General features: G+C 64.8%; 21 protein-coding genes. 13 read left to right on the top strand and 8 right to left on the bottom strand.

What is annotated here, in order from left to right:
* The first annotated feature begins 191 nt into the window (after positions 1 to 191).
* Positions 192 to 1,595, top strand: a complete 1,404-nt coding sequence (locus tag QQK95_RS23120) for an MATE family efflux transporter (protein WP_284276714.1) — start codon at positions 192 to 194, stop codon at positions 1,593 to 1,595.
* A 55-nt stretch (positions 1,596 to 1,650) separates the two neighbouring features.
* Here QQK95_RS23120 and QQK95_RS23115 read toward each other — a convergent pair whose 3' ends face one another.
* Together QQK95_RS23115 and QQK95_RS23110 are read right to left on the bottom strand one after the other, a co-directional pair.
* Entirely contained in the window at positions 1,651 to 2,250 is a 600-nt protein-coding gene (locus QQK95_RS23115; RefSeq protein ID WP_284276713.1) for a sulfotransferase family protein, read from the bottom strand.
* A gap of 185 nt (positions 2,251 to 2,435) precedes the next feature.
* Positions 2,436 to 3,299, bottom strand: a complete 864-nt coding sequence (locus QQK95_RS23110) for a dienelactone hydrolase family protein (RefSeq protein ID WP_284276712.1) — start codon at positions 3,297 to 3,299, stop codon at positions 2,436 to 2,438.
* 177 nt (positions 3,300 to 3,476) lie between these two features.
* Between QQK95_RS23110 and QQK95_RS23105 the strand changes: the two genes are divergently transcribed.
* Complete coding sequence (locus QQK95_RS23105; protein ID WP_284276711.1) at positions 3,477 to 4,358, top strand: AraC family transcriptional regulator; 882 nt, start codon at positions 3,477 to 3,479, stop codon at positions 4,356 to 4,358.
* A gap of 85 nt (positions 4,359 to 4,443) precedes the next feature.
* Here the strand turns inward: QQK95_RS23105 and QQK95_RS23100 are convergent, their stop codons facing one another.
* The 4 genes from QQK95_RS23100 to speB all read right to left on the bottom strand — a co-directional run bounded on the left by QQK95_RS23100 (position 4,444) and on the right by speB (position 7,704).
* A complete protein-coding gene (locus QQK95_RS23100) occupies positions 4,444 to 5,091 on the bottom strand; it encodes an amino acid ABC transporter permease (protein ID WP_284276710.1) in 648 nt (215 codons plus the stop codon).
* Positions 5,088 to 5,744 (bottom strand): amino acid ABC transporter permease, encoded by a 657-nt coding sequence (locus QQK95_RS23095; protein WP_284276709.1) that lies wholly within the window; start codon positions 5,742 to 5,744, stop codon positions 5,088 to 5,090. Before QQK95_RS23095 ends, QQK95_RS23100 begins: the two co-directional genes overlap by 4 nt.
* Positions 5,745 to 5,750: 6 nt before the next feature.
* On the bottom strand, positions 5,751 to 6,560 hold the full coding sequence (locus QQK95_RS23090; RefSeq protein ID WP_284276708.1) for a transporter substrate-binding domain-containing protein: 810 nt from the start codon (positions 6,558 to 6,560) through the stop codon (positions 5,751 to 5,753).
* 82 nt (positions 6,561 to 6,642) lie between these two features.
* Positions 6,643 to 7,704, bottom strand: a complete 1,062-nt coding sequence (speB, locus tag QQK95_RS23085; RefSeq protein ID WP_019862500.1) for an agmatinase — start codon at positions 7,702 to 7,704, stop codon at positions 6,643 to 6,645.
* A gap of 210 nt (positions 7,705 to 7,914) precedes the next feature.
* On the opposite strand from speB, the gene gcvA reads away from it, so the two are divergent.
* The 8 genes from gcvA to QQK95_RS23045 all read left to right on the top strand — a co-directional run bounded on the left by gcvA (position 7,915) and on the right by QQK95_RS23045 (position 16,737).
* Positions 7,915 to 8,889 (top strand): transcriptional regulator GcvA, encoded by a 975-nt coding sequence (gene gcvA / locus QQK95_RS23080; protein WP_284276707.1) that lies wholly within the window; start codon positions 7,915 to 7,917, stop codon positions 8,887 to 8,889.
* Between the two features lie 134 nt (positions 8,890 to 9,023).
* Positions 9,024 to 10,328, top strand: coding sequence for a nicotinate phosphoribosyltransferase (pncB, locus tag QQK95_RS23075; RefSeq protein ID WP_284276706.1), 1,305 nt, complete (start codon positions 9,024 to 9,026; stop codon positions 10,326 to 10,328).
* Positions 10,329 to 10,432: 104 nt separating this feature from the next.
* Positions 10,433 to 11,821, top strand: a complete 1,389-nt coding sequence (locus QQK95_RS23070; RefSeq protein WP_284276705.1) for a hypothetical protein — start codon at positions 10,433 to 10,435, stop codon at positions 11,819 to 11,821.
* A 155-nt stretch (positions 11,822 to 11,976) separates the two neighbouring features.
* Positions 11,977 to 13,281, top strand: coding sequence for an ABC transporter substrate-binding protein (locus QQK95_RS23065; RefSeq protein WP_284276704.1), 1,305 nt, complete (start codon positions 11,977 to 11,979; stop codon positions 13,279 to 13,281).
* A 159-nt stretch (positions 13,282 to 13,440) separates the two neighbouring features.
* Positions 13,441 to 14,322: a branched-chain amino acid ABC transporter permease gene (locus QQK95_RS23060; protein ID WP_284276703.1), complete on the top strand. Its 882-nt coding sequence runs from the start codon at positions 13,441 to 13,443 to the stop codon at positions 14,320 to 14,322.
* Positions 14,319 to 15,281, top strand: coding sequence for a branched-chain amino acid ABC transporter permease (locus QQK95_RS23055; RefSeq protein ID WP_284276702.1), 963 nt, complete (start codon positions 14,319 to 14,321; stop codon positions 15,279 to 15,281). The genes QQK95_RS23060 and QQK95_RS23055 overlap by 4 nt, the downstream gene beginning before the upstream one ends.
* Positions 15,278 to 16,003, top strand: a complete 726-nt coding sequence (locus QQK95_RS23050) for an ABC transporter ATP-binding protein (RefSeq protein ID WP_284276701.1) — start codon at positions 15,278 to 15,280, stop codon at positions 16,001 to 16,003. Before QQK95_RS23055 ends, QQK95_RS23050 begins: the two co-directional genes overlap by 4 nt.
* Positions 16,000 to 16,737: an ABC transporter ATP-binding protein gene (locus QQK95_RS23045; protein ID WP_284276700.1), complete on the top strand. Its 738-nt coding sequence runs from the start codon at positions 16,000 to 16,002 to the stop codon at positions 16,735 to 16,737. The genes QQK95_RS23050 and QQK95_RS23045 overlap by 4 nt, the downstream gene beginning before the upstream one ends.
* Here the strand turns inward: QQK95_RS23045 and QQK95_RS23040 are convergent, their stop codons facing one another.
* A complete protein-coding gene (locus tag QQK95_RS23040) occupies positions 16,738 to 18,147 on the bottom strand; it encodes a sodium:proton antiporter (RefSeq protein ID WP_284276699.1) in 1,410 nt (469 codons plus the stop codon).
* A gap of 49 nt (positions 18,148 to 18,196) precedes the next feature.
* The gene (pncA, locus tag QQK95_RS23035; protein WP_284276698.1) at positions 18,197 to 18,811 is read right to left on the bottom strand and encodes a bifunctional nicotinamidase/pyrazinamidase; all 615 of its coding nucleotides are present in this window, start codon (positions 18,809 to 18,811) and stop codon (positions 18,197 to 18,199) included.
* A gap of 297 nt (positions 18,812 to 19,108) precedes the next feature.
* Here pncA and QQK95_RS23030 point away from each other — a divergent pair, with 297 nt between their 5' ends.
* From QQK95_RS23030 to QQK95_RS23020, 3 genes are read left to right on the top strand one after another with little or no spacing between them, the layout of a single operon-like run.
* The gene (locus QQK95_RS23030) at positions 19,109 to 19,972 is read left to right on the top strand and encodes an FAD binding domain-containing protein (protein ID WP_284276697.1); all 864 of its coding nucleotides are present in this window, start codon (positions 19,109 to 19,111) and stop codon (positions 19,970 to 19,972) included.
* Between the two features lie 17 nt (positions 19,973 to 19,989).
* Positions 19,990 to 22,824 carry a molybdopterin-dependent oxidoreductase gene (locus QQK95_RS23025; RefSeq protein WP_284277049.1) on the top strand — a complete coding sequence of 945 codons (2,835 nt, stop codon included), beginning with the start codon at positions 19,990 to 19,992 and terminating at the stop codon, positions 22,822 to 22,824.
* Positions 22,821 to 24,359: a 6-hydroxynicotinate reductase gene (locus QQK95_RS23020; RefSeq protein ID WP_284276696.1), complete on the top strand. Its 1,539-nt coding sequence runs from the start codon at positions 22,821 to 22,823 to the stop codon at positions 24,357 to 24,359. Before QQK95_RS23025 ends, QQK95_RS23020 begins: the two co-directional genes overlap by 4 nt.
* Positions 24,360 to 24,361 lie beyond the last annotated feature (2 nt).

Here is a 24,361-nt window from a genome sequence, read left to right as displayed (position 1 = left end):
CAGGCTAGGCCGGGCAAGTGAACGGCGCATCGGCGTCCACCGGTACCGCTGGCTCAATGGCTGGCGGCGCCTCCTCCCTTGCCAACATGTCGCGTTTCGTTCACAAGGCGACGCAAACGGTGCCATTTTGCGCTGTTGTTGTGCGGCTTCCGGTTTCTTGCCGATGCGCCGTGTTCTGAAAGAGCGGAACAATGTCTGCGATCGAAGCCGGCGCTCGCGCGCCGGAAAATCTTTGGCGTCAGGAAATCAGGGCGACGCTGGCGCTGGCCTGGCCGATGGTGCTGACCAATCTCGGCCAGACCGCGATGACGGCCACCGACGTCATGATGATGGGCAGGCTCGGGCCGGACACGCTGGCCAGCGGCGCGCTTGGCGCCAACCTCTATTTCATGCCGCTGATCTTCGGCCTCGGCCTGATGCTGGCGACGTCACCGATGATCGCCACCGAGCTTGGCCGCCGCCGCTACTCGGTGCGCGATTTGCGCCGCACCGTGCGCCAGGGCCTGTGGCTGGCGATCCTGATCTCGATCCCGATCTGGATCGTGCTCTGGCACGGCGAAGCGATCCTGCTGGCGATGGGCCAGGAGCCTGATCTCGCGCACCAGGCCGGCATCTACCTGCGCTGGCTGGAATGGGCGGTGCTGCCCTTCTATGGCTATATCGTGCTGCGCTCGTTCATCTCGGCGCTGGAGCGGCCGGGCTGGGCGCTGATCATCGTGTTCGTCGCCGTCGCCTGCAACGCGCTGTTCAACTGGGTGTTCATGTTCGGCAATCTCGGCTTTCCGGCCATGGGCATTGCCGGCTCGGGCCTTGCCACCTCGCTCTCCAGCACTTTGATGTTCATCGGCATGGCCGTCGTGGTGATGCTGGAGAAGAAGTTCCGGCGCTACCGCCTGTTCGGCCGTTTCTGGCGTTCCGACTGGCCACGCTTCAAGGGCCTGCTGCGGCTCGGCCTGCCGATCGCCGGCATCCTCGCCTTCGAGGTGACGATCTTCAACGCCGCCGCCTTGCTTATGGGCCTGATTGACGCGGACTCGCTGGCCGCGCATGCCATCGCCATCCAGATCGCCTCGATCTCCTTCATGGTGCCGCTCGGCCTCAACCAGGCGGTGACGGTGCGCGTCGGCCTTGCGCATGGCGCCGGCAACCCGGAAGGCGTGTCGCGCGCCGGCTGGACCGCCTTCGTCATCGGCGTCTCGTTCATGGCGCTGATGGGGCTGGTGATGGTGCTATGGCCGCATCTCTTGATCAGCGCGTTCATCGACCTCGCCAACCCGGCCAATGCCAGGGTGATCGCGCTTGCCGTGTCGTTCCTGGTGTTTGCAGCACTGTTCCAGGTCTTCGACGGCGCGCAGGCGGTCGCCGCCGGCATGCTGCGCGGCCTGCACGACACCAAGGTGCCGATGATTTACGCCGCGATCGGCTATTGGGGCGTCGGCCTGCCGCTCGGCGTGCTGCTCGCCTTCCATTTCGGCTTCCACGGCGTCGGCATCTGGATCGGCCTGTCATCGGGGCTGGCCGTGGTGGCCGCGCTGCTTCTTGCGCGCTGGCTGCGCCGCGACCGGATCGCACCGCCGCTGGCGTTCGGACATTGAACCAGACAGTCGACGGTCGCCAGGCGGCCATCAACACTTGCAAACGTGGGGCAAGCTAGTTCTGTTCGAGAGCCGACCGGAAGTCCTGGGTGTTGTTGCGATTGGGATACAACCGGTCCGGCACCGGCACATTGAGATGCCGGCAAAGCGGCTCCCATCCGTCCCCCAGATTGTGGACCAGCAGCCTATCCGGTGGCACTGTCGCAATGACCGCCCTTACATTGGCTTCGTAAACGGCGATGGCATTGGCGCGATCGTGCGCCCGTCCGCCGAAGACCTGCCTGGAGATCAAGGCAAGACCGAGCGATTCCTGATCCGTACTCTGGTTGATGCCCACCAGGATCGTCTTCTCGAAGCTTGCCCACCAGCTTTCAGGGGAGCGATATGTCAGGATGACCCGGGCGTCCGGGTAGAAGTCGATCAGCTCACGCCAATAGTGCGCCGAGGGCCAGTCGACGCAGGATGCATAGCCGGCAAATAGCTGATTCCATTCTGGCGCCGCGCCCTGGGCCAGAGCGCGCCAAAGCCGCTTCTGGTCTTCATTGGCCATGACTTCGTACATGTGGTGACACGGGCCGAAGCCAAGGATCGTCAGCGCCTCGCGCATCGAGTCCGTGCCTGTCCGGCCAAAGCCCGTTCCGATCACCCTTATCATCACAGTTCCCCGATTCAGGTGTGCTGCTTTAGATCAATCGCTTGCGAGCAACATCCGAAGGCGGTTTCCCTCAGGATCGGTTGTCAGCGCTAATGGATTAGCCGTGAGTAATCTTCCTGTCTTGCACATAAATTCGGGCCGCGCGCAGCCCGTAGCCGGTGACAGTCAGGTTGATCCGATGTCGCCTATTGCTTCAGCACGGCGAGGAAGTCGGGCACGTCCTTGAGCGCTGCCGCGCGGGCTGCCGGATTCAGTCCGGCATGGGCCACGCCGTCGCCATTGGCGGTAGAGGCCAGCCCACGCAGTTCGTGCAGTTTCTGCGCCTCATTGTCGAAGTCATGATAGGCGCCGGGATAGAGGATGAGCTTCACTTTGTCGGAATTGGCGTCCGCCAGCGCCTTGCACGGCTTGGCGGGAGTCCAGTCGTCCGCCTCGCCCATCACAATCAGCAGCGGCACACGGGTCTCCCAATCGCCTTTTTCGGCCGGAGCCGTGCAGCCCGGGTAGAAAGCGACCGCCGCGCGGAAATCCGGCGAGCCAGCCTTCGGCCTGTCCTTCGGCCGGACCGTGTAAAGAACGGTCGAGCCGCCATTCGACCAGCCGAGCAAGGCGATGGCGGCTGGCTTCACATAGGGCAGCGTCTGTAGATAGCGGCGGGCAGCGTTCGCATCCTCGACCCGTTCGCGATACGGTTCGACCTCCCGGTCGCCGTTCTTGCATTGCGGGCCTAGACCGCGTGAGCCGAAACTGTCCGGAAAGATCACGACATAACCGAGAGCGGCCAGGCGCTGGCCCCAATCGGCATGGCGCGGGCCGAGTTCCGTCTTGTTCTTGCTGCTCCACAGGCCGCTGCAGCCATGCATGGCCACGATTGCCGGGAACGGCCCTTGCCCCTGCGGCCTGAACAGCATCGCGTCCAGCGTCGCCGGCTCGTTGTCGCCGTCGGCTGGAATGCGGACGAGATCAGGTGACTGGTCGGCGGCCGCGGCCGGCTCTATCATCCAAAAGGCAAACAGGCCCGCGAGAGCGACACGATATTTCGCCTGCATCGCCAAAGCCCCTCCCTCCCGAAAAGCCGTTGTGCTCACACTGAGGCGCGGGACGGTTTACGGCAAATCACGGTTGCGTGGTGAAGATGGGGAAACCCGGCCAGGCCAAAGCGCAAGATCGGTCGAGCGCGATATATCTGGGTGCGCCTATCTGGTGCTGCCAAGGAGGAAGAGACGGTGAAGGCGTCCGTTGAAAACTATCATGCCCGAATGCGGCGGGTGCTGGACCACATAGACCAGCACCTGGACGACGATCTGGGCCTGGAAGCGTTGAGCGGCGTCGCGGCGTTCTCGAAATTCCATTTCCACCGGCAGTTCATGGCCACCTTCGGGCTGTCCGTGCATCGCTACGTCCAACTCGCCCGCATGAAGCGCGCTTCGCACAGGCTTGCGGCGAGCGACACGCAGAGCGTCACCGATATAGCGATGGATGCCGGCTACGACGCTCCGGATGCCTTCGCCCGCGCCTTTCGGCAACGGTTCGGACAGTCGCCTTCGTCGTTTCGGAAGTCTCCCGACTGGGGGGCGTGGCTCATGGCCTTCGGGCCTTTCGACAAAGCAAGGAATACGCTCATGCAGATCATCTTCGAACACGACGACGTGACGATCCGCGATGTGCCGGCCACACCGGTGGCGATCATGGAGCATCGCGGAGACCGGGCGACACTCCAGGACACCATCCAGCGGTTCATCGCCTGGCGCAAGGCGGCGGGCCTGTCGCCCGAGACAAGCCCGACCTTCAACGTCTTCCGTTCTGAAAGGGAGCCCGCGATCGCGGCTGACTACAGCATGGACATTTGTGTCGGGACCGATCAGCCGATCGAGCCGGATGGACAGATGAAGGCCGGCGTGATCCCCGGCGGACGCTGCGCGGTGCTGCGCTACCCCGGCAACACCAACAATCTCGAACCCGCGGCACTCTACCTCTATCGCGAATGGCTTCCGGCCAGCGGCGAGGAGGTGCGCGACTTTCCGGTCTATTGCCAGCGCCAGTTGTCGCGCTTCGCGGAAGGGCCGCTGCACGAAGTGGTCGTCGAGCTCTTCCTGCCGCTGAAATAGCGCTTGGGGATAACGGCTTGTCCCTTCTGATCGCGAGAAGCGGACAAGCCGGTTGTCCATTTCTCCTCGGTTATTCCGCCTGGATCTAGCGAACCGCCGCGCGCTTTTCGAGCGAACGGGCATATTGCGTCAGCGGGAAGCACATGAGGAAGAAAATCAGCGCCACCAAACCGTAGACCTTGAACGGCTCGAAAGTGGCGTTGTTGATGGCGTTGGAGGTCCGCACCAGCTCCTCGAAGCCGATGATCGAGGTCAGCGCCGTCGATTTGATCAGCTGCACCAGGAAGCCAACCGTCGGCGCGCGGGTGATCGAGAATGCCTGCGGCAGGATGATCAGCCTGAGCTCCTGCAGATAGTGCAGGCCAAGGCTGGCGCCGGCGTCCCACTGGCCGCGCGGCAAGGCATTGACGCCGGAGCGCCAGATCTCGGCGAGATAGGCGCTGGCGAAGAAGGTCAGGCCGAGCACCGCCGCCGTCCAGGGCTCGATGCGCAGGCCGAGCATCGGAAGGCCGAAGAACATCAGGAAGAGCTGCATCAGCAGCGGCGTGCCCTGGAACAGGGCGATATAGGCGGAGGCAAGGCGGCGGCTCCATGTATGCTTGGAGATCCGGAAGAACAGCACCGCCATGCCGACCAGCGCGCCGCCGACGAAAGCGGCCAGAGACAACAGCACAGTCCAGCGTGTGGCCAGCAGAAGGTTGCGTACGATGTCCCAGAGGGTAAACTCGATCATGACACGCCAGCCCCGAGCGCGCGGCGCCCGCCGGTGACCAGAAGCCGGCGCAAAGCCATCGACATTGCGAGGTAGACCAGCGTCACCACGAAATAGGTCTCGAAAGACCGGAAGGTGCGCGCCTGCAGCATGTCCGCCTCATAGGTCAGCTCGCGCACCGCGATCTGCGAGACCACGGCCGATTCCAGCATCATGATGACGATCTGGCTGGTGAGTGCCGGATAGATGATCTTGAGCGCCTGCGGCAGCACGATCTTGACGAACACCTGGCGGGGCCTGAGCCCCAAAGCCAGGGCTGCTTCCGTCTGTCCGCCCGGCACCGCATCAAGCCCGGCGCCGACGATCTCGATCGTATAGGCCGCCATGTTGAGCGTCATTGCCAGCATGGCGGCCAGGATCGGGTCGAGCCTGATTCCGAGGCTCGGCAGGCCGAAGAAGATGAAGAACAGCTGCACCAGGAACGGCGTGTTGCGCATCACCTCGACATACCAGGCGATGGCGTGGCGCAGCAGCAACGGGCCGTTTCGCCGCCCGGCGGCGCCCAGGATGCTGAGCAGCGTCCCCGCCAGCGTGGTCACGGCGATCAGCAGGATCGTCGTGGCCGCGCCATGCGCGATATCGCCCAAGGCACCCGGGAGCCAGGCAAAGGCCACGGGAACTCAATCCTTGAGATTGTCGGGGTTGAGCGGCGTCTTCAGCCAGGCCTTCGAGCTTTCATCCAGCTTGCCGTCGGCCAGCATCTTTGCGATGGCGTCGTTGACCGCCTTCTTCAACCCGTCCTCGTTCTTGTTGAGGCCGATATGCGAGGGTGAGGTCAGCAGCTGGAACTTCTGTTCTGGCTTCAGCGCATCCTGCTTGGCCAGCACCTGGGCGCCGACGTCGTTGCCGACGACCATAAGCTGGGTCTGGCCCGAGATGAAGGCCTGGATGACAGAATTGTAGTTGTCGAAGCGCTTGATGTCGGCCGAGGCCGGTGCCGCCTGGGTGAGCGAGGTGTCCTCCAGCGTGCCGCGATTGACGGCGATCGACTTGTCGGCAAGGTCTTCCTTGCCCTTGACCGACATTGCCGCCGGACCGATCACCGCGATGTAATAGGGCGCGTAGGCAGCGGCGAAGTCGATGACCTGCTCGCGCTCCTTCGAGTAGCCGACGCTCATCAGTATGTCGACGCGATGGTCGTTCAGATAGGGGATGCGGTTCTGGCCGGTGACGGCGACCGGGTTCAGCTTCACCTTGAGCGTGTCGGCGATATACTGCGCGACATCCATGTCATAGCCCTTGAGGCTCATATCGGCACTGGCCGAGGAGAAGGGCGGGAAGTCGGCGAAGACGCCGACATTGATGGTGCCGGCCTTGGTGATGTCGGCCAGTGCGTCGGCATTGGCCGCATGCGTAGCGATGCCCAGGCCGGCGGCGCCAAGCACCAGGACGGCGGCGATAGATGATTTCAGCGTCGAGTGGATTGTCATTTTTATTCCCCTTCTGGAAGCATTTGGTTGTTTGAGGCGGCTGCCGGCTCCAGCGCGGCGGCCGCCTTTTCTGTTCAAGGTGTCAGGCTCGCTTGCCCGTGATGGCCGGGCTGAACACCATCAGGCTCAAGATCTCGAACAGCACCTGCGCGCCGGCATGCGCGGTGTTGGTGGTGGCGTCATATTGCGGCGCCACCTCGACGACGTCGCCGCCGACGATGTTGAGGCCCTTGAGGCCGCGCAGCAGTTCAAGCACCTCGCGCGTCGTCAGCCCGCCGACTTCCGGCGTGCCGGTGCCCGGCGCGAAGGCCGGATCGACGCTATCGATGTCGAAGGAGACGTAGGTCGGGCCGTCGCCGACGATCTTGCGCGCCTTCTCGATGATGGCGGGAATGCCCATCCCGGTCACCTCCTCGGCGTGCACCACGGTCATTCCCGACTCATAGGTGAACTCCCACAGGTATTCGGCCGAGCCGCGGATGCCGATCTGGATGGTCCGCGTCGGGTCGAGCACGCCGTCGAGCACCGCGTTGCGGAACGGGCCGCCGTGGTGGAACTTGGTCATGTCGAACAGCCCGCTGGTGTCGCAATGGGCGTCGATGTGGATGAGGCCCACCGGCGCCTTCTTGCCGACCGCTTTCAGGATCGGATGGCTGATCGAATGGTCGCCGCCGACCGACAGCGGAATGACGCCGGCATCGACGATCTGGTTGGTGCGGCGCTCGATGTCCTCATGGCTGGTCTCCAGCCGGTAGCGGCTGCGGAACGGCGTGTCGCCGATGTCGGCGACGCGAAGCTCATGCGTCGGCGCGCATTCCAGCACATGATTGTAGGGGCCGATGCGCTCGATGGCGCGCAGCGCCCTCGGCCCGAAGCGCGAGCCCGGGCGATTGGTAACGCCCAGATCCATCGGCACGCCGATGATGGCCACCTGCAAGTCGCCGAAATCCGGGTTCTCGGCGGCGATTTCGCGGTAGGGCGCGGCGAGGAAGGTCGGGATGCCGGAATAGGGCGCCAGCCTGGTGCCGCTTTTGGAAAAGATCTTGTCGGCGACCTTGCGGAATTTCGGGTCGAACATCTCGCCGCCATGGCTCTCGCCATATTTACGGCGCAACGCGTCGAGCTTGCCGCGATCGTAACCCATATCCGCTCCTCCTGGGCTGATGCAGTGCGGCCGTCGGCGATCTCAAACGAACTGACCGTCATCCGGCTGGGTCGCTGTCCCGCTGGCTGCCTGCAGATTTCACGTCTTGGTGTTATTTCGAGCCGAAGTGTCCGGCAGCCCGATTGAAAAAGCAATTGATATTGTTAGGGTGTTTTCTGTGAGAAAATCTCACAAAGAGACCGGGCATCCATGGCCAACCGCCTACCACCCCTGAACCCGCTGCGCGCCTTCGAGGCAACGGCGCGCCATGGCTCGCTGACCAAGGCTGCGAGTGAGCTGAATGTCACGCATGGCGCCGTCAGCCACCAGATCAAGGCGCTGGAGCAGTCGCTCGGCGTCAAGCTGTTCGAGCGTATCGGCCAGCGGGTCAGACTGACGCCGCATGGCGCGGAGCTGTTGCCGGCGGTATCGACGGCCTTCGACGGCATCGCCGCCGCCACGCAGCGGCTGACGCGGCCGGCCAGCAGCGGCGCGCTGTCGGTGTCCTGCGTGCCGGCACTGCTGCTTTTGTGGATCACGCCGAGGCTGGGCAACTTCACCGCGCAATATCCCGACATCCAGCTGACGCTGATTCCTTCCAACGACCCCAGGGATATCCGGGCGCCGCACATCGATGTCTGCGTGCATTATGGCGATGGCAGCTGGGCCGATTGCTGGATGCGCAAATGGTCCGGGCTGGAGCTGTTTCCGGTGGTCAGCCCGACCTTGATCAACAACCGGCCGATCCGCAGCGTCAGGGACCTTGCCGACCATGTCTTCCTGCATGGCGACGATGGCCGCGAATGGCACACCTGGCTGGCGGCCGCCGACGCGCTGGACCTGGAAAAGGGCCGCCGCCATCATCTGGGCGACGCGCGCATGGCGGCCGAGGCCGCGGTGCACGGCCATGGCGTGGCGCTTGGCGATTCCGTGACGGCAAGCGCGCTGCTGGCCAGGGGCATGCTGATCGCGCCGTTCAGCCTTTCGGTGCCGGCGGTCGACGATTTCTACGTCGTCTGCCGCAATGAAATGCGCACGACGCCGATCGTGCAGGTGTTCATCGACTGGCTGTTCGCCGAAAAGGCCGGGGATGACGGGCGCGCCGACGCTCCCGTCGCCGGCCGCATCATCAGCCGCCGCAAGCGTCCGCAACTCAAGGTCATCGGCGCGAAGGCGGCGGGCTGAGGCCGGCTGCCCATGGCCATGCGCAGGCCGTTCTTTTTGTCGGGCCAGCCTGAAAGCGGGCAGCGCTTTGGTCAATTCGATGCTATGAGGCCTGTCGCGATTGTGGAAGGCAGGCAGCGAAGGCGGCAGCAAGCATGGCAAAGACCGATATAGCGCGGCGTGTCTACAACCACACCTGGAAGCTCGATCCAATCGTGCGCAGCCTGCTCGACACGGACTTCTACAAGCTTTTGATGCTGCAGATGATCTGGGGCATGTATCCCAAGGTCGACGCCACCTTCTCGCTGATCAACCGCACCACTTCGGTGCGCCTTGCCGAGGAGATCGACGAGGGCGAACTGCGCGAACAGCTCGACCATGCCCGCACCTTGCGCTTCTCCAAGAAGGAAATGATCTGGCTGGGCGGCAACAATTTCTATGGACGCAAGCAGATCTTCGAGCCCGAATTCCTCGCCTGGCTGGAAGGCTTCCGACTGCCCGACTACGAACTGTCCAAGCACGACGGACAGTACGAACTGACCTTCCCAGGTCCCTGGATGTACACCACACTGTGGGAGATCCCGGCGCTCGCCATTATCAACGAACTGCGATCTCGCGCGGCGATGCGGGCCTTCGGCCCCTTCGCGCTCGATGTGCTCTATGCCCGCGCCAAGGCCAAGATGTGGGCCAAGACCGAACGGCTGAAGGCGCTGCCCGGCATCCGCATCTCCGACTTCGGCACGCGCCGGCGCCATTCCTTCCTGTGGCAGCGCTGGTGCGTCGAGGCGCTGAAGGAAGGCATTGGCGAGGCCTTCACCGGCACCTCCAACGTGCTGCTGGCCATGGACAACGACCTCGAAGCACTCGGCACCAATGCGCATGAGCTGCCGATGGTGTTTGCCGCATTGGCCAATTCGGAGAAGGAGCTGAAACAGGCCCCCTACAAGGTGCTGCAGGACTGGCAGCGCTACTACGGCGGCAATCTGCTGATCGTGCTGCCGGACGCGTTCGGCACCGCCTCCTTCCTGCGCGACGCGCCGGACTGGGTGGCCGACTGGACGGGCTTCCGCCCCGACAGCGCGCCGCCGATCGAGGGCGGCGAAAAAATCCTGTCCTGGTGGCGTGAGAAGGGCAAGGACCCCAAGCAGAAGCTGCTGATCTTCTCCGACGGCCTCGAGGTCGAAACCATCGAGGAGACCTACCGCCACTTCAAGGGCAAGGTGCGCATGTCCTTCGGCTGGGGCACCAACCTCACCAATGATTTCGAAGGCTGCGCGCCGACCGAAACCAACAGCCTCGACGCCATATCGCTGGTCTGCAAGGTGACGGAGGCCAATGGCAGGCCGGCGGTCAAGCTTTCCGACAATCCCGCCAAGGCGACGGGGGATGAGAAGGAAATTCAGCGTTACCTGCGGATTTTTGGTGAGAAGGACCGGGTGGAGCAACTGGTCAAGGTGTGAGAGTGGCGGAGCTCTTGGACAGGTCGAGTTCCTTCACGCCCCCCTCTGTCCTGCCGGACGTCGCCCTCACAAGGGGGGGCGCCGTAGAGCGCCGTCCTCAAGGGTTGGCTTTCGCGATCGCTCTGCTCGCCCTCCTTCCCACCCCCGCCTTCGCCCACGCCTCCGACCGTGGCCACGTCCTCCTCCTGCCGACCGGCTACTACCTGATCGGCGGCGCGTTCGCCGTGGCCGTCAGCTTCCTCGTGCTGGCGCTGCTGCCGGCGGCTTCGCTCGACAAATTCTGGCGCCGACGCCTGCCGCTTTTCACACTCGTCGACGGAACAAGCACCACAACCGGCCTGTTATCCTTTGCCGGCTTTGCAATTCTCGTTGCCGCCGGCTTTTTCGGCAGCCGCGACCCGCTCTCCAACCCGCTACCCCTGGTGATCTGGACGCTGCTGTGGGCCGGCCTCACGCTGCTGCAAGGCATCTTCGGCGACCTCTGGTCATGGCTGAACCCTTGGCATGGGCCATGGCGCCTCGTCTCGCGCCTGCTCGGCACAGGCGATGGGGGACCATGGTGCCTCCCCCAATGGCTCGGCTGCTGGCCTGCCGTCGTCCTGTTCTTCGCCTTTGCCTGGTTCGAACTCATCGATCCGGCGCCCGACGATCCGGCACGGCTCGCCTATGCCGCCGGGCTCTATTGGTCGTTCTCATTCCTCGCCATGCTGGCCTTCGGCTATCGCGACTGGAGCCGCAGCGGCGAGTTCCTGACGATCTTCTTCTCGATGGTGGCGCGCTTCGCGCCGGTCGAGCGCGACGACAATGGCCGGCTTGCGCTGTGCTGGCCGGCCGCCAAGCTGCTGGCGGCGGAGCCATTGCCGCCCGGCGGCATCGCCTTCCTGCTGCTGGCCTTGTCCTCGGTCTCCTTCGACGGCCTGTCGAAGACCTTCTTCTGGCTCGGCCTGTTCGGCGTCAATCCGCTCGAATTCCCCGGCCGCACTGCCGTGATCGGCAGTGGCAGTCTCGGACTCGTCCTGACGTTCGGCCTGCTGGCAGCGGTGTTTCTTTTCGCGGTCTGGCTCGGCCAGCGCCTGGCCGCCAGCGATCAGCCGTTCGGCCAGGCTGCGGGACTGCTGGTGTGGTCGATCGTGCCGATCGCGCTCGCCTACCATGTCGCGCACTATCTGACGGCGCTGCTGGTCGATGGCCAATATGCGCTTGCCTCCCTGTCCGACCCGTTCGGGCTGGGCTGGAACCTGTTCGGCACCGCCGATCTCCAGGTCGCGGCCGGCATCGTCGCCGGGGCGGAGTCGGCCTGGTGGCTTTGGAACATCCAGGCTGCCGCCATCATCCTGGGCCATGTGCTCGCCGTCCTCGTCGCGCACGGCTTTGCCTGGCGCCTGCATCCGCAGCCTGGCCGCGCCGCGCTCAGCCAGTTTCCGCTCACCTTGCTGATGATCGCCTACACGGTCTTCGGCCTCTGGCTGCTTGCCACGCCGACCGTCGGATGAGAAAAGGGCGGCCCCGATGTCGTTGGGGAAAGCTCGCTTGCCACATCAGGGCTTTGGTGATTTAGTTTGTACACATGCAATTTTCCGCATCCTGAAAGCGCGGATGCCGAACCCGCCTTATCGTTGGTCACGACTGAAAAAACAGGGGAACGAACATGGCTGACAAGAACGGATTTTTCGACCTCTCCAAAACGACCCTCACCCGCCGCACCGCATTGAAGGGTCTGGCCGCGGGCGCCGGCCTCGCCGTGGCGCCCGGTTTCGTCCGCTATTCCCAGGCGCAGAGCTCGGCGCCGATCAAGATCGGCTTCCAGTCGCACCGCACCGGCATCGGCGCCGCCTATGGCCGCTGGTACGAGAAGACCACTGCTGCCGCGGTCAAGGCGATCAACGCCGCCGGCGGCATCAATGGCCGCCAGGTCGAGGTCATCATCGAGGATGACGGCACCGATCCCGGCCGTGGCGCCGAAGTGGTCGGCAAGTTCGCCACCCAGCACAAGACCGACATCGTCTTCGGCACGCTGTTCTCGCATGTCGTTATCGGCTCGGCGCCAGCCGCCGGTGAAAACAAGATGCCCTATTTCGTCGTCAGCGAAGGCCACCACGTCGCCTCGACCAAGCTCAACCGCTATGTCTTCCAGCCCGGCATCACCGACGTTAAGAGCCAGATCCAGTCGATGGCGCCGTGGATCGCGGCCAATGCCGGCAAGAAGGTGACGCAGATCTTCCCCGATTTCGCCTTCGGCTACGACCATCGCGACTACCTGCCGCCGGCGCTAAAGGCGCAAGGCGCCGAGGTCATCGCCCAGATCGCCATCCCGCCGACGGAATCGTCCTTCACCAAATATTTTCCGCAGATCCCGCCGGAGACCGAGGTGATCTACCACGTCATGGTCGGTCCGGCGGTGCTCACCTTCGTCAAGGAGCTCGGCGAGTTCTACGGCTCCAACCGGCCGCAGCTGTTCGGCTTCATGGATTCGCTGGAAGCCACCGACATCAACAGCCCCGGGCTGGAATTCCTGGACGGCAGCCATTTCTGGGAAGGCTCGCCCCGCTATGCGCAGGCCGATGACAGCGCCGCGCAAAAAGCCTATCGCGCCGCCGTCGGCATCGACGACAATGGCGCGGCCGTCGGCGATCCAAAGGACGTCTCCACCGCGTCGCACATGTTCGGCTGCTGGGAAACGCTCTATGTCGTCAAGAAGGCGATGGAAGACGCCGGCTACAAGGGTCCGGAGGACCGCGCCAAGCTGGTCGAGGCGACCGAGGCGCTGACCGCCTTCGCCGAAGGTCCGGAGCATCCGCAGGGGCCAAAGACCTTCAATGGCAAGATCCACCAGTGCTTCGGTATCCAGAACATCTCCAAGGTCGAAGGCGGCAAGCTGAAGGTCGTGCACAAGACCAAGATCGAGGACGGGCTTTACGAGGCCGAGGGCGATTATACGAAGCAGGCGCTGTGAGCTTTACCCTCCCCCTTGTGGGGAGGGTCGGCGAACAGGTTTCGCATTTTGCGAAGCCCGTGAGACGGGGTGGGGGCCGCGACGGCCCATGCCCCACCCCCCACCCGACCGCTTCGCGGTCGCCCTCCCCCTCGAGGGGGAGGGTAAGGGCGCCCCTGAATGCACTTCGGTCCCCACCTCCTCCTCGCCGCCCTCGAAGGCCTCGTCACTTCAGCCGTGCTGGCACTGACCGCGCTCGGGCTGTCGCTGGTGTTCGGTGTGATGCGGGTGGTCAACGTCGCGCATGGCGAGTTCTTCATGCTGGGCGCAGTACTCGCCTGGGCGATATCGACGGCGATATCGGGCCACCCTGCGCTCGGCTTCCTGGCGGCGCTGGTGATCGCGCCGCTGATCGTCGGCGCCATTGCGCTGGTGGCCGAGCGGCTGGTGCTGCGCCGGCTCAACTACAATCCGGAAGCCACCATCGTCGCCACGATCGGCATGCTCTACATCATCCAGCAGCTGGCGCTGACCTTCTACGGCCCCGAGGCGCGGCCGGTAGAGCCGCCCTTCAGCTATCGCATCCTTTTGCCGTGGTTCGGCTATTCCGGCTACAAATTGTCGATCATTGCCGCCTCGGCGCTCCTGCTGATCGTGACATGGCTGGTGCTGACGCGCACCAGGATCGGCCTGATCATGCGTGCCACACAGTATGACAGCGAGACGGCGCAGGCCTTCGGTATTCCGGTCGACCGCGTCTATGGCGGCGTCTTCGCGCTCGGCGCCATGCTGGCGGCGATTGCCGCGGTGCTGATCGTGCCGATCAGCCAGGCGCATTATCTGATGGGGCAGGATCCGCTGCTGCTCTCCTTCATCGTCGTCATCATCGGCGGCCTCGGCTCGCTGCGCGGCACCGTCGTCGCCGCCGTGCTGATCGGCCTTTCCGACGGCATCATCTCTATGTTCTTTTCGCCGACCTTGGCCAAGATCATCGCCACGCTGCTGGTCGCCATGGTGCTGGTGTTCCGGCCGCAAGGCCTGTTCGGGACGGCATCGCGATGAACGAAGCTTCGCCGGCTAGGGCCTATGCGCTTCATCTCGGCGTCATCGCCCTGCTCTTCGCGCTGAGCTTCGTTCTGCCGGAGTATTATCACGGCCTGCTCGCCCGCATCATGGTGCTGGCGGTGTTCGCGATGGGCTACAACATGCTGTTCGGCTATGTCGGCCTGCTCAGCCTCGGCCACGCCATGTTCTTCGGCGCCGGGCTCTATGGCGCCGGCCTTGCGATCATCCAGCTCGGCTGGGGCGTGCCGCTGGCCTTCCTCGGCGGGGTTGCCTGCGGCGCTCTGCTGGCCCTGGTGATCGGCCTGCTGGCGCTGCGCACCACGGGCGTCGCCTTCATGATCGTCACCATGATGTTCGCCCAGGTGTTTTATCTCCTGATCCTCTACTTCGCGGCATGGACCGGCGGCGATCAGGGCCAGGTCGTGCCGCAGCCGGCGCGTGTCCTCAATTTCGGTGCCACCTCGCTGGACCTCACCAATCCGACCGTGCGCTACATGACGGCGCTTGTGCTGTTCTCGCTCGTGCTTTTGGTCATGCTGGCCATCGTCCGCTCCCGGTATGGCCGCGTTCTGGTCGCCATCCGCGAAAACGAAGAACGCACGAAGATGCTGGGCTACGACACCTTCTCCAACAAGCTCATGGCCGTGGTCGTCTCCGGCACGATCTGTGCGGCGTCGGGTGCCGCCTACGCGCTGCTGTTCGGCTATGTCGGCTCGAGCTTCGCGTCGGTGCAATATTCGATCCTGCCGCTGCTGTGGGTGCTGCTCGGCGGCGCCGCCACGACACTCGGGCCGCTGATCGGCACGGTCTTCATGTACTATGTCATCGACGTCACCAGCGGCTACACCTCGGCCTATCTGCTGATCGTCGGCATCGCGCTGATCCTGCTGGTGCTGTTCTTCCCGAAAGGCATTCTCGGCAGCATCCGCCAGCGCTGGCTCGGGTGGCTGCCATGACGCCGCTTTTGGTCACCAAGGGCCTGTCGCGCCATTTCGGCGGCCTGCGCGCCGTCGACAGCGTCGACTTCACCCTGATGCCCGGAGAGATCCGCGCTGTCATCGGCCCCAACGGCGCCGGCAAAACAACCTTCGTCAGTCTTGTCAGCGGCCGCATCCAGCCCTCGTCGGGCGCGATCGTCTTCGACGGCGCCGATATCACCAGCCAGCCGGCCTATGTCAGGGTGCGCCAGGGTATCGCCTATACGTTCCAGATCACCAGCGTCTTCGCCAATCTCAGCGCTTACGACAATGTCGCCCTGCCGGTGCAGCGCACGCTAAGCGATGGCCGCTCGAAGGGTGCGGTGAAGGCCGGCGTCATGACGGCGCTCGAACGCACGGGCCTCGCCGACCGCGCCCATATGCCGGCCGGGCAATTGTCCTATGGCCACCAGCGTCTGCTGGAGGTGGCCATGGGCCTGGCGCTGAAGCCGCGCCTGCTGATCCTCGACGAGCCGACACAGGGGCTCGCCGACAGCGAGATCGACAATTTCATCGCGCTCGTGCGCGAGATCGCCAGGAGCGCCACGGTGCTTCTGATCGAGCACAACATGCCCGTCGTCATGCAGCTCGCCGACCGCATAACCGTCTTCAACGCCGGCAAGATCCTGGCCGAAGGCACGCCCGAGGCCATCCGCGAAAACGCGGCAGTGCAGGAAGCCTATCTGGGGACCGCCCCATGATCGAAACGGGCAAGGCCGAGGCGAAGAAGACGGACGCATTGCGGATCGCGGGACTGGATTGCTTCTATGGCGAGGTCCAGGTGCTCTACGGTCTCGACCTCGTGCTCTACAAGGGCGAGGTGCTATGCCTGTTCGGCCGCAATGGCGCCGGCAAGACGACGACGCTGAAGGCGATCATGGGCCTGGTTCCTTCAAGCGCGGGCTCGATCAAACTCGCCGGCCAGGAATTGACCGGCCTGCCGGCGCATGAAGTGCCGAAGGCCGGCGTCGCCTATGTGCCGCAGGGCAGGCGGCTGTTCGCAGAGATGACGGTGGCGGAAAACATCGAGATCGGGCTGATGGCGCGCGGCAAGGGCAAGGCCGTGCGCGAAAACGTCCTCGACCTCTTCCCGCTGCTGCGCCAGCGGCTGAAGCAACGCTCGGGCACGCTGTCGGGCGGCGAGCAGCAGATGCTGGCGATGGCGCGCGCACTCTGCCTTGAGCCGCAGGTGCTGTTGCTCGACGAGCCGACCGAAGGGCTGATGCCTTCGATGATCGCCAAAATCCGCGAGACCGTGTCAAAGCTGCGCGAGATGCACGTCTCGACCATCCTGGTCGAACAGCGGGTCGATGCGGTGCTGTCGGTCGCCGACCGCGTCTCGTTCATCGAGAACGGCCGCAACCGCGAGACGGTGGATGTCGAGGAGTTGCGCGCCGACCCGTCCGCGGTCAGGCGCTATGTCGGCGTGGGCTGATCAGCCGAAAAACAGAAAGCCGGCGATCAAGAAGGTCGGGATCAGCACCAGCCCGGACCACAGCATGTAGCCGAAGAAGCCGGGCATCTCGACGCCGCGCTGCCTGGCGATGGCGTAGACCATGAAGTTGGGCGCATTACCGATATAGGTGTTGGCGCCCATGAACACCGCACCCGCCGAGATCGCGGCAAGCGTCGAGGCGAATTCAGTCATCAGGTGGCTTGGATCGCCGCCGGCAAGCTCGAAGAACACGAGATAGGTCGGCGCATTGTCGAGGAAGGACGACAGCGCCCCGGTCAGCCAGAAATAGGCGAGATCGTTGGGCGTGCCCTGCGCCGAGGTGACCAACGCGACCAGCGGCGCCAGCGCGCCCTCGTGGCCGGCCCTCAGGATGGCGATGACCGGCACGATACAGATGAAGATGCCGGCAAACAATTTTGCCACTTCGGCGATCGGGCCCCAGTGGAAGCCGTTCGCCTCGCGGTATTCCTTGCGCGACACCGCCAGCGACACGAAGGCGAGTGCCAGGATGATGGCGTCGCGCACCAGGTTCTGCAGTTCCAGCGTCACGCCTTGGATGGAGAAGGTGACATCGGGCTTCCACGTCGCCGACAGCAGGATGGCGCCGATGACCCCGGCCAGCAGCGGAATGTTGGGCAGGCCGCGGATACGAACCTTCGAATCCGGCGTCGGATCCTTGATCTTCGGCGCGCCGGCCTCGCGCCGATGCAGGATGGTGTCGATCGCAAGGAATACCGCCAGCACCAGGCCGCCGACGAAGAACGTCTCGCGCCAGAGGTTCGCGGTCGTCCAGAAGAAGTCGACGCCGCGCAGGAAGCCGACGAAGAGCGGTGGGTCGCCCAGCGGCGTCAGCGAACCGCCAATATTGGAGACCAGGAAGATGAAGAAGACGACGACATGGGCGTTGAACGGCCTGGCGTCGTTGGCGCGAATGATCGGCCGGATCAGGATCATCGAGGCGCCCGTCGTACCGATCACCGAGGCGAGCAGCGCGCCGGCCAGCAGCAGCCCGGCATTGACCAGCGGCGTGCCGTGGATGTTGCCGGCGACAAGGATGCCGCCGGAAATGGTGAACAGCGCAAACAGCAGGATGATGAAGGACATGTATTCGGTGAGCAGCACATGCAGCACCGCCTCGGCCGCCTGGGGGATCCCGAAGGCGAGCGCCAGCGGCGCGACGACCAGCGCCGCCCACAGGGCCGTGATCTTGCCGTAGTGATGTTCCCAGACATGGGTAAACAGCAGCGGCCCGGTGGCGATCGACAGCAGCAGGCCGGCAAAGGGCAGCGCCCACCACAGCGACATCGCGGCGCCGGGCAGCGCATGTTCCTCGGCCGCGAAGGCCGCTGCCGGAAACAGCATGGTGACGGCAAGGGCTGCGCCCGCCATCACGCCTGTGCTGATCCGCGAAAACTTCCCCTGCAGCCCCACCGTCCGTTCAGTCCGACAAATGGTCTTCGAGCATCACGCCGGCATCGCGCATGCGCCGCAGCATGGCATCGAGCGAGCCGTTGAGGTCGATGCCGCGGCAGGCGTCGAGCCGCACGGTGGTCCTGAAACCCTGGCTGACGGCATCCAGTGCCGAAAAGCCGACGCAGAAATCGGTCGCCAGGCCGACCAGGGTGACGGTGTCGATGCCGCGCTCCCTGAGGTAGCCGGCGAGGCCTGTCGGCGTCGTGTGGTCGTTCTCGAAGAAGGCCGAATAGCTGTCTATTGCCGGGCGAAACCCCTTGCGGATGACGAGTTCGGCCTTGGTCCAGGCAAGGCCGGAATGGAAATCCGAACCGAGGCTGCCCTGGATGCAATGGTCCGGCCACAATGTCTGCTGGCCGTAGGGCATCTCGATCATGGTGAAGGGCTGCGCGCCTGGATGGCTGGAAGCGAAGCTGGAATGGCCGGCAGGATGCCAGTCCTGCGTCAGCACGACATGGTCGGCGTGCCGGATCATGTCGTTGACCAGCGGCACGATCTCGTCGCCGCCGGTCACGGCCAGCGCGCCGCCCGGGCAAAAGTCGTTTTGCAGGTCGATCACAACAAGCGCTTGGTCGGCCATTGGGCCTCCTTCTTTTCTGTGTTGGGCTCAGGCTCCAGTAGAAAGATGCCGCTGATGCGACCGGAGGCAGAAACTTGACCAGATGGCCGGCCGCGTCAACCTCCGAAGGCGTAACAATCTCGTTGCAGGCGCCCTGGCAAGCACGACAGCCCAAACTCTGGCTTTGACAATTTCCACCGGCTTGATATCATTTGCATACGAATGAATTTCCGGTTTGCGGACCGGCAAGATCATGCCCGGGGTAAACGCCCTGGGAGGGCCATTTCGGGGAAGGCCCACTCTCTGGGAAGGCAAAGCGTGATCCGTTACGCGAAACCCACCACGGTCGACGAGGCGCTCGCTTTGCTTGGCGAGGGCGCCTGGCGCGTTCTTGCCGGCGGCACGGATTTCTATCCGGCACAGGGCGCGAAGCCGTTCCGCGACAACGTCCTCGACATCAATGGCCTCGCTGCGTTGCGCGGCATCGCCGAGACGGATGACCACTTCGTCATCGGCGCGCGCACGACCTGGACCGACCTCATCCGCCACCCCTTGCCGCCGGCTTTCAATGCGCTGAAACAGGCGGCACGCGAGGTCGGTTCGCCGCAGATCCAGAACGTCGCTTCGGTCGCCGGCAATCTCTGCAACGCCTCGCCGGCCGCCGATGGCGTGCCTGGCCTGCTCGTGCTCGATGCCGAGGTCGAACTGCGTTCGGCGGCAGCGACACGGCATCTGCCCTTGCAGGACTTCATTCTCGGCAACCGACGCACGGCCCTGTCGCCTGGCGAAATGGTGACCGCCATCCGCGTGCCTAAGCTGGCCGCCGCCGGTGCGTCGGCTTTCGTCAAGCTCGGCGCCCGGCGCTACCTCGTCATCTCCATCGCCATGGTGGCGGCGCGCCTTGTCGTCGAGAACGGCACGGTTGCTGAGGCGGCCATCGCCGTCGGGTCCTGCTCGGCCGTCGCCAAGCGACTTGCCGTCGTCGAGGCGGCGTTGCTCGGATTGCCCAGGGATGGCGGGCTCGCCAGCGCCGTCCAGTCCGCGCCGATGACCGAACTGTCGCCGATCGCCGATGTGCGCGGCAGCGCCGAATACCGGCTCGATGCGGTGCGCGAGATTGTTGTCCGGGCCGTGCTGACGGCCGCCGGACCGACGAACGAACATATGGTGGCGGCGGCATGAGACAAGCTCAGCCTGACATGAACCAGGTTCTGCCCGAAGTCCGTGAAGCTCGGCCGGATTTGGACGGCGTTCCGCCTGGGCTTGGCCTCGAACGCGCTGACATTGCCTTCGCGGTTAATGGCGCTGCCGTCTCGGTCAATGTGCCGCCGCTGCGCCGGCTGTCCCAGGTGCTGCGCGACGAGTTGCGGCTCACCGGCACCAAGGTCGGCTGCGACGCCGGCGATTGCGGCGCCTGCACGGTGCTGGTCGACGGCGATCCCGTCTGCGCCTGCCTGATGCCGGCGGCCTCGGCTGCCGGTGCATCGGTGACGACGGTCGAGGGGCTGGCCAATGGCCGTCTGTCGGCATTGCAGGCTTCTTTCCTCGCCCATGGCGCCGCGCAATGCGGCATCTGCACGCCGGCGCTGCTGGTGGCGGCGACAGCGCTGCTGGAGACGACGCCGAGGCCAACCGAGACCGAGGTGCAGGATGCGCTGGGCGGGATTCTGTGCCGCTGTACCGGATACCGGAAGATCATCGCGGCGGTGATGGATGCCTCCCAGCAGACGGCAAGTCTCGATTTCCGGCTGCCTCAGTCCGGCCACGCGATCGGCGCGTCGCCCGTCCGGCTCGACGGCGTGCCGAAGGTGACCGGGGCCGAGAAATTCGGTGGCGATTCCTTCCCTGCCGATGCGCTTGCCGTGCTGGTGGTCCGCTCGCCGCATTATCACGCCGGCTTCGCCTTCGGCGATCTCGACGGCTGGGCAAGGAAGCACCCCGGCATCGCCGGCATCTTCACGGCGGCCGACATTCCGGGGAAAAACTGTTTTGGCGTCATCGGCCCGTTCGCTGACCAGCCGGCGCTTGCCGAAGGGTTTGCGCGGCTGCGCGGCGAGGCGGTGGCGCTGGTCGCCGGCGAGCGCCAGGCGATGCTCGATCTCGATGTGTCGGATTTTCCGGTCCGCTGGACCGAACTGCCGCATGTCCTGCAGCCTTGCGAGGCGCAGGCCGAGGGTGCGGCCTTGATCCATCGGAACCGCCCTTCGAACCTGCTGACCTCCGGCTTCGTCGAGCGCGGCGACCCCGAGGCAGCGCTTGCCAGTGCGGCCGTTACCGTGACGGGCGCCATCGACACCTCCTATGTCGAGCACGCCTATATCGAGCCGGAAGCCGGCCATGCCTATATGGACGGCGACACGCTGGTCGTCGTCGCCTGCACCCAGGCTCCCTATATGGACCGCGACGACACGGCGAAGGTGCTTGGTCTGCCCGTCGACAAGGTGCGCATCGTGCCGACCGCGACCGGCGGCGGCTTCGGCTCCAAGCTCGACGTTTCGCTGCAGCCGCTGATCGGCCTCGTGGCGCTGAAGACCGGCCGGCCGGCGGCCCTCGCCTACACCCGCAACGAATCGATGATGTCGACGACCAAGCGCCATCCGGCCGAAATGAAGGCGACCATCGGCGCCGATGCCGAGGGCCATGTCACCGGCATGATCTTTTCCGGCGATTTCAACACCGGCGCCTATGCCAGCTGGGGGCCTACGGTGGCCAACCGCGTCCCGGTGCATGCTTCCGGCCCTTATGCGACGCCGAACTACCGCGCCGAGGGCCGCGCCATCCACACGCATGGCCCCATCTCCGGCGCCTTCCGCGGCTTCGGCGTGCCGCAGGCGACGATCATGCAGGAAACGCTTTATGACGAGCTGGCCGGCAAGCTCGGCATCGACCGGCTCGACTTTCGCTTGAGAAACTGCCTTCGGAACGGCTCCGAAACGGTTACCGGGCAGCTTCTGGAGTCCGGCGTCGGCATTGCCGAATGTCTCGAGGCCTTGGCGCCGCATTGGGCGCGGGCGGAGGCCGATGCGGATGCTTTCAACAATGCCAACCCCGATAGAAAGCGCGGTGTCGGCGTGGCGTCCTGCTGGTATGGCTGCGGCAACACTTCGCTGCCCAACCCGTCGACGATCCGGGTCGGCATCGCGGCTGACGGCACCGTCATCCTGCACCAGGGTGCCGTCGACATCGGCCAGGGTTCCAACACCGTCATCACCCAGATCTGCGCCGACGCGCTCGGCCTGCCACTGGAAAAATTCCGGCTGAAGAGCGCCGATACGGCGATCAGCCCCGACGCCGGCAAGACCTCGGCCTCGCGCCAGACTTTCGTGACCGGCAAGGCGGCGGAGAAGGCCGGCCGCGCTTTGCGCGACAAGATCCTGCGCTTTGCCAATGTCTCTGAAAAGGCAAGCCTGCAACTGGACGGCGCGGCGATCGTCATCCGTGAGGGCGAAGCCACGCGCCGCATCGATCTCGCCTCGCTGGACGCAGATGCAGACGGCTTCGTCTTCCGCGCCGAGGAGACTTACGACCCGCCGACGCTACCGCTCGACGCCAAGGGCCAGGGCAAGCCCTATGCCGTCTATGGCTATGGCGCGCAGATCGCCGAACTCGAGGTCGATCTCAAGCTCGGCACGGTGAAGCTCATCAAGATCACCGCCGCGCATGATGTCGGCAAGGCGATCAACCCGCTGCTGGTCGAGGGCCAGATCGAAGGCGGCATCGCGCAAGGCATCGGCATGGCGCTGATGGAAGAGTACATTCCCGGCCGCACCGAGAATCTGCACGACTATCTCATCCCGACCATCGGCGACGTGCCGCCGATCGAGACCATCCTGGTCGAGGTTCCCGATCCAGAAGGGCCGTTCGGCGCCAAGGGGCTGGGCGAGCATGTGCTGATCCCGACCGCGCCCGCGATCCTCAACGCCATCCGCCATGCCACTGGCGTGCTCGTCACCAAGGTTCCGGCGACGCCGACGCGCATCCGCGCTGGCATCCGTGAAAAAGATGGCATCCGCGAGAAGGAGGCACGCGCATGAGCGAGCTTGCCGAGCGTTTTGAGACTCATGACCCCGGCGAGAAGCTGGTGGCGGAGAAGATCCGCTGCGATGCCTGCCCCGTCATGTGCTACATCGCCGATGGCCGCACCGGCGCCTGCGACCGCTACGGCAATGCCGGCGGCCGCATCGTGCGCATGGACCCGCTTACCATTCTCGACCATGCGGCCGAAACCGGCGGGACAATCGTGCCCTTCGTCGCCGAAGGCGAGGCATGGGACGGCGAACTGATCAACACGGGCCGCCGCTTCGTCACGGCAATCGGCGCCGGCACCACCTATCCCGATTACAAGCCGGCGCCGTTCATCGTCAGCCAGCAGGTCGACGGCGTCGATCTCGTCACCGTCGTCACCGAAGGCATTTTTTCGTATTGCGGCGTCAAGGTGAAGATCGATACCGACCGTCATATAGGCCCCGAAACGGCAATCGTGCGCTCGCAAGGCGAGGCGATCGGCCATGTCACCACAGGCGAATATGGTTCGCAGATGCTGTCGCTGGGCGGCGTGCATCATCTGACCGGCGGCTCCAAGGCGGAAGGCCGGGCAACCTGCGACGCACTGCTCAATCTGTGCAACCGCAAGCCGGTGGAACTGACCATCGACGGCGGCGCCACCATGACAGTCGAAGCCGGCAAACCACCTGTCATCGACGGCAAGCAGGAACACCGCATGCGCGTCGGCTGCGGTTCGGCCACCATCGGTATGTTCGCCACGCAATGGCGCGGGCTGGTCGACGAGGTGGTGGTGGTCGACGACCACATCACCGGCGTCGTCTCCGAGCACCAGGCCGGCAAGGTGCTGGGCTGGGAGGATACCGGCATAAAGATCATCGGCCGCCGTTCGACGCCGGGTCGCTATTTCAAGGTTTCGGAGCCCGGCCTTGGCTGGGGCGGCACCTCGATTTCCGACCCGCTGTCGATCCTCGGCGAATGGAACGCCAAGAAGGGCGCGCGGCCGGGCCTGTCGCTGCTGATGGTTTCGACCACCGGCGAGCAGTTCGCCTATTACGAGCTCGACGACGAATTGAAGCCGGTCGAGAAGCCGTTTCCGGAGCGACTGCAGAAGTCGGTCAATCTGATCGAGGACAATTGCGAGCCGGCGCTGTGCACCGTGCTGTTCATCGGCGGCGCCGGCGGTTCGCTGCGCGCCGGCGTCACCGAAAACCCGGTCAATCTCACCCGCTCGGTACAAGGCCTGAAGACCTATGTGACGGTCGGCGGCGCACCGGTCTATGTCTGGCCAGGCGGCGGCATCACGCTGATGGTCGACGTGACGCGCGTGCCGGAAGGCGCCTTCGGCTATGTCCCGACACCGGCGCTGGTGGCGCCGATCGAGTTCACCTTGCGCCGCGACGATTATGTCAGGCTCGGCGGCTACGAAGCCGAGATCCGTAGCGTCGAGGACATCGTCGCCAAGGGCGGAGAATACCTCAACCCGCGCCATGGAACCGGTGCGCCGTCCGACAATCCATGGCCGCCGCTGGCGCAGTTGCGGCGCGCCGCGTCGAACGGAGCCTGATG

Source organism: Mesorhizobium huakuii (genome assembly GCF_030160235.1).
Lineage (GTDB): Bacteria > Pseudomonadota > Alphaproteobacteria > Rhizobiales > Rhizobiaceae > Mesorhizobium > Mesorhizobium huakuii.
This window is presented reverse-complemented; position numbering and strand designations above follow the sequence as displayed.